The 3,362-nt window shown below is 54.0% G+C and carries 3 protein-coding genes; all 3 read left to right on the top strand.

The features are described 5' to 3' along the window. Positions 1-252: 252 nt before the first annotated feature. The 3 genes from G7Y52_RS11050 (at position 253) to G7Y52_RS11040 (ending at position 3,012) form a co-directional block, all read left to right on the top strand. Positions 253-894, top strand: a complete 642-nt coding sequence (locus G7Y52_RS11050; RefSeq protein WP_206215273.1) for a hypothetical protein — start codon at positions 253-255, stop codon at positions 892-894. Between the two features lie 96 nt (positions 895-990). Further along, positions 991-1,875 carry a recombination-associated protein RdgC gene (gene rdgC, locus G7Y52_RS11045; RefSeq protein ID WP_206215272.1) on the top strand — a complete coding sequence of 295 codons (885 nt, stop codon included), beginning with the start codon at positions 991-993 and terminating at the stop codon, positions 1,873-1,875. Between the two features lie 84 nt (positions 1,876-1,959). Next, positions 1,960-3,012, top strand: coding sequence for a site-specific integrase (locus G7Y52_RS11040; protein WP_165071852.1), 1,053 nt, complete (start codon positions 1,960-1,962; stop codon positions 3,010-3,012). Positions 3,013-3,362: the final 350 nt, after the last annotated feature.

The raw sequence follows: 3,362 nt of genomic DNA, 5'->3' as shown, positions 1-3,362 counted from the left end.
CCATCCGCAATTTTTAAGGAGTTTATAAAAGTAATAAAGAAATATATAAAATAGAGCAAATTACGCTGTTCTTCGGTTGTGCAACTCGATTGATTCCCCCTTGCGTATGTTCCGCGCACCGTTAGAGCAGTTAGCTCATTTCATGAGCAAAACGCTCTATGCCGGAAATATCCGGCTCAGAGACGCCAACACGCGCACGATGACGGAAAAGGGCAAGGAAAAGATTCTGGTGGGCTGGTGCATGGGGGAAAGGTGTTGGGGGACAGGGACGGCGAGAGGATGCGGGATATTCTGGCAGGCGGCATCAAGGAAGTTACCAGAAATTCCGGCGCGAAGGTGCTGTTCGGGACGTATCGCGACTTCACAATGACCATTATCAGAAGTATGAGCATCTCCTCGTATGACGGCTTCCGGATCATTCTCCAGGGCACGGGTGAACAGCAATTCCAGCCCGACAATCTGCGCTACAGCTTTGACGACAAGCTCAGCCTGTCCGGTCTGTTTCAGCGTGTGGACAACTTTCTCGGCAAGGGACTGGACGAATCCATAGAAAAACAGCGGGAACGCACCCGGCAGGAACGTGCCGAACTGGAAACGGTGAAGGCGGCTCTGGACAAGGCATTTCCCCAGCAGGAGGAACTTGCTCTGACGCGGGAAAACCACAACGCTGTCATGCGTGACTTACAGCGAATGCAGGATGATCCAAACTATGTTTCCATCTGGACGCCGAAAACCTCTCTGACCGATGAACAGCCGACGACAGCGGAAGCAGCGCAACTGACAGCCTGCCGGAAGCCCTGGAGCATGTGGAGGCATACAGGCAGCTCACGGCTCCGCAGGTCAACGCAGCCGTTCAGACGGCTTCACCCTCCGGCGGCGTACCCGGCTTTGTGATTTCACGTCCGCGCATGAGGTGAGCGGCATGAATCACACAAATCACTTCACCATCCAACCTCACGACAAAGACAAGGAGTTCTCATGTCCGGTTTCATGTCTTCAAGTACAGCTCTGATGATCTGCAAGGCCGATTCGGCCGCCTCGCTTGATCTGGATGCCCTGCGGCAACACGCCTTCACTCCCGAAATCGACGCGGACGGCAGGCGTTTCGGCTGGGTGGGCCTTGGCGATCCGCTGGATACGGACGGTTTTGAGCTGGCTTCCGTGGATGCCCGCTATTCCGGCTTTTCCTTCCGGCTGGACACGCGCAAGGCGTCCGGGGCCGTCATCCGCCTCCAGCTTGCCGAAGCCGTGCGGGAGGAAATCGCCTCCGGCAAAAGGGTGGGCGGCAAGCGCAAGAAGGAGCTGAAAGAGGCCATTACCGCCAAGCTGACGGCCAGGGCGGAATTTGTGCCATCCGTGATTGATTGCCTGTGGGATGCGGAAAAAGGACGCCTGCTTGTGGGATCAGCTTCGGCCAAGGCTGTGCAGCCGGTGCTTGACCTGTTCAAGACCACGTTCGGCATGGATGTTACGCCCATCACGCCTGCGGGAGACATGCCGAAACTCTTTGCCGCCATCCTGCGCGGGGAAGGCTACCCCTGCGAAGGCTACACCCTGCACCCGATGGGTTCCGCCAGCCTGGCCGCTTCCGAACAGGCCGAGGAAAAGGCCGCCGTTGCCGTGCAGAACAGCCTGAACGCCGTGTCTCAGGCGCTTGAGGAAGGCATGGCTATCCAGAAGCTGCATCTGGTGGCCACCTCAGACGCCGATCCCGACCGGCAACTGGAGTTCACGCTGGATGCCGGGCTGGCTGTATCTGGCCTGAAGCTGCCTAAAGCGGAGAAAGGCGCGGATGAGGACGCCACCTTCCTCCTGAATGCTGATACCTGTTCCATTGTGGCAGACGTGGTTGAGGAGCTGGCAAAGAGGATGTAAGTATGATGGCAGAAGTCCCTGCCGTCATATATGCACGATAAGAAAGATATGTCATCACAAGAGTACCGCACATGGAGTAACCGCATGCCTTCTCATATCTATACCTCTTCCTCACAAAAGGCTGCGGCCATGCCAGACAGTCGGTATGGCCGCAGAAGTAAAAAATCCCTGACCTTTGACAGGTTTGTTTCTGAGGTTTACCTGCCTCACATCCAGCACCACAAAAGATCACATGCTGTGGATGAACGGAATGCCCGGCTTCATCTCTCACCAGCTTTCGGAGGCCGCCAGCTTCACGAAATCACCAGGGAGGATGTGGACGCATGGCTGCATGGCCTGACAGAACGCTCTCTGGCCCCATCGACCTGCAACCGTATTCTGGCGGTATTCAAAAGTATTTGTGAACTTGCTGAAGCAAAAGGGGATTTGCCCGCCGGACAGTCACCCTGTAGAGGTGTTCGGCCGTTCAAAATTCTCAGACAGCGGGAACGCTACCTTTCGAGGGAAGAGGCGCAGCGTCTCAAAGAAAACCTTGAAACATCCAGTGCGCTGGAAGCTCAGGCTTTACTGCTGCTCCTGCTTACTGGCGCGCGCAAAAGTGAAATTCTCAATGCCAGATGGGAAAACGTGTACCTTGAGCAACACCTGCTTATCGTCCCATTATCCAAATCAAATAAACCCAGGTATATCGCTCTGTCGGATGAGGCAATCCAGATTATCCTCTCCCTGCGCCGCGAGGAGAGCTCACCGTGGTTGTTTCCCGGTCATGCTCAGGGAAAGCCCTTGTCCGACCTTTATCTCTTCTGGAATAAACTCCGCCGCAGACTTGGCCTTGAGTCTGTACGAATCCACGATTTACGGCACACCTTTGCCAGCTTGTTGGTAAATGAAGGTCACTCTCTCTACGAAGTTCAGCTTCTCTTGGGACACAGCGACCCCAAAACGACCACACGCTATGCCCACCTCACACGGTCTTCCCTGATCGCCGCTGCTCAAAAAATCAGTATCTGCCTTGCACGGCACAGAAGGGATAACGGCAGTAGCCGCAGGCTGTCTTGCGGCACACACAATAATCCGCTGCTACCACGCTCTCAGGGCAAGCGCCCCATCCTCAATATATATTCCCCTGATATTTAGGCAGATTACCTAAAACGTCTTTCCTTGCCTTATACCATGCGCCGATCTCGCATCCAGTGACAAAAGCCATTACGCACACAGTATAAATTACCTTACAAGGACGATAGCCAACGTCCCAATAAGGCGAATACGTTTACGCCAACAAAAAGACTCACGGGGGAAGGTTCTAAACCCAGACTTCCACACTCACTGACAGAATAAATGTCGGTGAATGAGGCTAAAAATCATGAGCCGATGACTGCAACACGCTGAAATCTAAGATGTTTTGTTTTTGAAAAATGGCAGGTGCAAATTTTCTCGCGATGAAGGCTTGCGAAATTTGGAACCGGGAAGTATTGAGAAAAGAACAC

This window comes from Desulfovibrio sp. ZJ200 (assembly GCF_011039095.1).
In the GTDB taxonomy this organism is placed as follows: Bacteria; Desulfobacterota; Desulfovibrionia; order Desulfovibrionales; family Desulfovibrionaceae; genus Desulfovibrio.
The sequence above is the reverse complement of the archived record's forward strand: the minus strand, read 5'-3'. Positions and strand labels throughout refer to the sequence as shown.